Source organism: Nocardioides sp. (assembly GCF_031422975.1).
In the GTDB taxonomy this organism is placed as follows: Bacteria; Actinomycetota; Actinomycetes; order Propionibacteriales; family Nocardioidaceae; genus Nocardioides.
Window position 1 is genome coordinate 1 of sequence record NZ_JANPEO010000376.1, and the last position, 4,591, is coordinate 4,591.

At 69.1% G+C, this 4,591-nt stretch carries 5 protein-coding genes; 3 read left to right on the plus strand and 2 right to left on the minus strand.

The window, feature by feature from the left end:
• A partial coding sequence (locus RMO85_RS11385; RefSeq protein ID WP_310528839.1) for a GNAT family N-acetyltransferase occupies positions 1-387 on the plus strand: 387 nt, incomplete at its 5' end.
• Between the two features lie 9 nt (positions 388-396).
• On the opposite strand, the gene leuA is transcribed toward RMO85_RS11385, so the two are convergent.
• Both leuA and RMO85_RS11395 read right to left on the minus strand, forming a co-directional pair.
• Positions 397-2,127 carry a 2-isopropylmalate synthase gene (gene leuA, locus RMO85_RS11390; RefSeq protein WP_310528840.1) on the minus strand — a complete coding sequence of 577 codons (1,731 nt, stop codon included), beginning with the start codon at positions 2,125-2,127 and terminating at the stop codon, positions 397-399.
• Between the two features lie 195 nt (positions 2,128-2,322).
• Positions 2,323-3,093 (minus strand): class I SAM-dependent methyltransferase, encoded by a 771-nt coding sequence (locus RMO85_RS11395; protein WP_310528841.1) that lies wholly within the window; start codon positions 3,091-3,093, stop codon positions 2,323-2,325.
• Positions 3,094-3,128: 35 nt separating this feature from the next.
• On the opposite strand from RMO85_RS11395, the gene RMO85_RS11400 reads away from it, so the two are divergent.
• Together RMO85_RS11400 and RMO85_RS11405 are read left to right on the plus strand one after the other, a co-directional pair.
• A complete protein-coding gene (locus tag RMO85_RS11400; RefSeq protein ID WP_310528842.1) occupies positions 3,129-3,626 on the plus strand; it encodes a flavodoxin family protein in 498 nt (165 codons plus the stop codon).
• Between the two features lie 16 nt (positions 3,627-3,642).
• Positions 3,643-4,341 carry a septum formation family protein gene (locus RMO85_RS11405; protein WP_310528843.1) on the plus strand — a complete coding sequence of 233 codons (699 nt, stop codon included), beginning with the start codon at positions 3,643-3,645 and terminating at the stop codon, positions 4,339-4,341.
• Positions 4,342-4,591: the final 250 nt, after the last annotated feature.

The window sequence follows — 4,591 nt, forward strand, 5'->3', positions numbered from 1 at the left end:
GCGGCCGGAACCGAGATCAGCGACGTCGGGCCAGCCGAACGAGATGTTGCGGTCGAGCAGCGCGCACCGCAGGCCTCCGACGACCTTCGAGAGTTGATCCGCGACGGGCGCTCGGTCTTCGTCGTGGCCGAGGACGAGCACGGGGTGTTGTGCTCGGGCGGTCACAACCCGGTGGGAGACGTCACCGAGATCGTCGGTGTCGGCACCGTTCCGAGCGCCCGTCGGCGGGGCTTGGGGGCGGCTGTCACGGACACACTGGTGGCCGATGCGATCAGGCGCGGCATCGAGGTGATCTTCCTCAGTGCCGACGACGACGCCGTTGCCCGCGTCTATGAACAGGTCGGTTTCCGTCGCATCGGGACAGCCTGCGCGGCGTCGCTGGAATAGCCACGCAGGCTAGGTAATTCGAGCCGCTCGGTTGACAGCGCTGACAATGGCCCTGAGCGACGCAGTGAGGATGTTCGGGTCGACCCCGACCCCCCAGAACACCTGGCCATCGATGGCGCACTCGAGATAGGCAGCGGCTCTCGCGTCGCCACCGGAGCTCATCGCGTGCTCTGCGTAGTCGAGTACGCGGACGTCCTTGCCGATCGTCGACAGCGCGTTGACGAAGGCCGCGATGGGCCCGTTGCCATGACCTTCGAGCTCACGCCGCTCGCCGTCTACGTAGAGGCCGACTCGAAGCGCGTCCTTCTCGCCCTGGGTGCTCGACGTGTGCACGGCGTTGAGCTGGAGTGAACCACCGTCGCTGAGGAACTCGCGCTCGAAGATGGCCCACATCTCTTCTGGGGTCACCTCGCCGCCCTCGTCGTCGGTGTGCTGCTGGACGACGTGGCTGAACTCGATCTGCAGCCGGCGCGGCAGGTCGAACTGGTGCTCGGCCTTCATGATGAAGGCAACACCGCCCTTGCCCGACTGGCTGTTGACCCGAATGACCGCCTCGTAGCTGCGGCCGACGTCCTTGGGGTCGATCGGCAGGTAGGGAACGGCCCAGGCGATGTCGTCGACGGTCTTGCCGGCCGCCTGGGCGTCCGCCGCGAGGGCGTCGAAGCCCTTCTTGATGGCGTCCTGGTGCGACCCGGAGAACGCGGTGTAGACGAGGTCGCCACCGTAGGGGTGGCGCGGGTGGACCGGCAGCTGGATGGCGTACTCGGTGATACGCCGGATCTCGTCGATGTCGCTGAAGTCGAGCATCGGGTCGATGCCCTGGCTGAACAAGTTCAGTCCCAGCGTCACGATGCAGACGTTGCCGGTGCGCTCCCCGTTGCCGAAGAGGGTGCCCTCGATCCGATCGGCGCCAGCCATGTACCCGAGCTCAGCGGCAGCCACAGCGGTCCCACGGTCGTTGTGGGGGTGCAATGACAGGACCACCGAGTCGCGACGTGCCAGGTGGCGGTGCATCCACTCGATCATGTCGGCGTAAACGTTGGGGGTGGCCATCTCGACGGTGGCCGGGAGGTTGATGACGACCTTGCGGTCAGGGGTAGGCGCCCACTCCTCGATCACCGCGTTGCAGACCTCCGCCGCATAGGGCAGTTCGGTTCCGGTGAATGACTCAGGTGAGTACTCGTAGGCAACGTCGACCTCGGGGACGGTCTCCTCGAACTTCTTACAGATCCGAGCCCCCTGGACGGCGATGTCCTTGATGCCGTCCTTGTCGAGACCGAAGACAACGCGACGCTGCAGCGTCGACGTCGAGTTGTAGAGGTGCACGATCGCCTGCTTGGCGCCTCGCAGGGACTCATAGGTCCGCTCGATCAGCTCCTCGCGGGCTTGGGTGAGCACCTGGATGACGACGTCGTCGGGGATCAGGTCCTCGGTGATCAGCATCCGTACGAAGTCGAAGTCGGTCTGACTCGCGGACGGGAAGCCGACCTCGATCTCCTTGTAGCCCATGGCCACGAGCAGCTCGAACATCTTCTTCTTGCGGGCCGGGCTCATCGGATCGATCAGTGCCTGGTTGCCGTCGCGGAGGTCGACCGCGCACCAGCGCGGAGCCCGGCTCATGCGCTTGGTGGGCCACGTGCGGTCGGTCAGGTCGACCGGGATGAACGGCTCGTAACGCTGATGGGGCATGCCGCTCGGCTGCTGCGGGTTGCGGTCATGGGCGGGGCTGCTGGAGATCATGATTGTTTCCTCGGCTGGTGGGGCGGCCTGTGGCCGATGTGGTGCCGGCGCGCACACACTCTCCGCAGCGAGGGGTCCGGCTGTTAGGCCCCGCTGCGGCAGCGAAGAAGGAGGCTGCGCATCATGATGGGCACAGCCTAACCCCGGAGCGAGCCGACCGTCTCCCGGTCGCCCCGATGCTGAGACGGCCCCGGGTCACGCGGTCGATGGGGCGCGTCCACGCGCAGCGAACGCGACGGACATGATGTCGAAGGGTCCGGCTCCCAGGCGTTCGCGGCAGATGGCGCGCAACTGTTCGCGCCGGGCAGGTTCCAGCGCGGCGATCGCCACGCCGACCGGACCGACGCCCCCGAGGTAGGGCTCCCACCACTCCTCGAACGTCGGGTGGGTGATGGTCACGGCCATCTCCGTGCCCTCGACGTCGCGGAGGCCGGCGCGCTCGAAGATCTCCACGAGCTGGCCGGCCGACGCACCGGGGAGGGTCCCTTCGCCCGGCTGCTCGGGAGCCACCTCGTCGAGTGCCGACCAGATCGGCCACATCGGCTCGCGTCGACCGGCGAGGTCCCAGACCGTCGCCCCGACCCAGGATCCGGGCTTCGCGACCCGTGCCATCTCGACGATGCCCGCCTGCGGGTCGGGCATGAAGTGCACGACCAGGGAGGCGCCGACGACGTCGAACTCGCCGTCGCCCCACGGCAGGGTGGCGGCCGCTCCCTGTTGCACGTCGACGCCCGGCAACCGCGATCGGCAGGCCTCGACGAAGGGGGCCGACGGCTCGATCGCCGACACGTGGTCGGCCCCCAGCCGCGCCACCAGCTGCTCGGTCCAGGCACCCGGACCGCAGCCGACGTCGAGGGCGCGCTGTCCCGGGGTGACCTCCAACCAGTCCGTCAGCCGTGCTGCGAGGGGGTGCGAGTAGCGGCCCATGAACCGGTCATACAGCTCGCCTGCCACCTCGAAGGTCACGACAGCGGACGCTACGCCTCTTCTAGGCTGGCGTCATGGCACGTCTCCTGGTCGTCCACCACTCCCCCACTCCGACCGCTCGGGCCGTGGCCGAGGCGGCGATCGCGGGCGCCGGAGACGACGCTCTCGACGGCGTCGAGGTGGTCGTGCGAGAGGCGCTGTCGGCCACCGCGGCGGACGTGCTCGCGGCCGACGGCTACCTGCTCGGCACGACCGCCAACTTCGGCTACATGTCCGGTGCCCTGAAGCACTTCTTCGACACGATCTTCCTCGAGGCGGGGGGTGCGCTGACTGGCGACGGCTCGGCCGGCCCCACCGGCGGTGGCGCGGCCGGAGGTCGCAAGCCCTACGGACTGTGGGTGCACGGTCGCTACGACACGACCGGCGCGGTGCGCTCGGTCCAGTCGATCGTGCAGGCCCTGGGCTGGCAGCAATCGGCGTCGGTGCTGGAGATCCTCGGCGACGTCGGTGAGACCGAGCACGCGGCGGCGTACGAGCTCGGAGGTACGATCGCGGCGCTGTTGAGCGAGTGACGAGACGGGGAGATGGATGGCTGGCCGCCTGCTGATCGTGCCCCTTCTCGCCCTGCTGCTCCTCGCCCCCGCCTGCTCCGACGGCGCCGCAGACGCGGACTCGGTCGAGACCCCTACGCTCGGTGCCTGCCGGCTCCTCGCTCCAGAGGACGTCGCTGCGTCCGCCAACTCGGCCGACACCGTGGACTGCGCGGCGGACCACACAGCGCAGACCTTTGCGGTCGGCCCGCTGCCCTCCGAGTTGGCCCGGGCGGCGTACGACGATCCGGACATCGGCGCCTTCGCCTATCAGACGTGCTCGACGACGTTCATGAAGTTCCTCGGCGCCGACGAGAGCCTGGCGCTGCGAACCCTGCTCTCGTGGGCGTGGTTCCGGCCGTCGCAGGAGGCGTGGGACAACGGCGCGCGCTGGTACCGCTGCGACCTCGTGGGCGGCACGGACGACGCGACGGCCTTCGTCCTGCTGCCCGAGACGGCCGAGGGCCTGATGTCCTCGGGCGTGCCCGGTGATGAGTGGATGGCGTGCGTGAACGGCGAGGCGGTGCCCGGCGCTGTGCGGATCCCCTGCAGCGAGGAGCACACCTGGCGGGCGGTGACCACGATCAAGGTCGGCGCCGACAAGGACCCCTACCCGGGCGACCGGGTGGTCGAGGTCACGTCCCGCGACTTCTGCGACGCCTCGGTGAGGGGGTGGATGTCCTACCCGCTGCATTAAACGTTCGCCTACACTTGGTACCACGTGGCCGTGTGGAAGACCGGCAACCGACGCTCCGTCTGCTGGGCGTGGACGGCCTCATGAGACTTCTCCTGGCTCTTGGGCTGTCCGTCCTGCTCGCGGGCTGCTCGGGTTCGCAGTCCCCGCCGGCGGCCGCGCCGTCGCCGCGTCCCTCGTCCTCGTCCGCGCCCACGCCCGCGCCCGCGCCCTCGCCGAAAGTCGCCGTCGTCCCCCGGCCGGCCAAGAACGG

Excerpts from the sequence above, each read along its gene's own strand:
- RMO85_RS11400 (WP_310528842.1), top strand. The coding sequence starts at position 3,129 with ATGGCACGTCTCCTGGTCGTCCACCACTCCCCCACTCCGACCGCTCGG.
- leuA (WP_310528840.1), bottom strand. The coding sequence starts at position 2,127 with ATGATCTCCAGCAGCCCCGCCCATGACCGCAACCCGCAGCAGCCGAGC.
- RMO85_RS11405 (WP_310528843.1), top strand. The coding sequence starts at position 3,643 with ATGGCTGGCCGCCTGCTGATCGTGCCCCTTCTCGCCCTGCTGCTCCTC.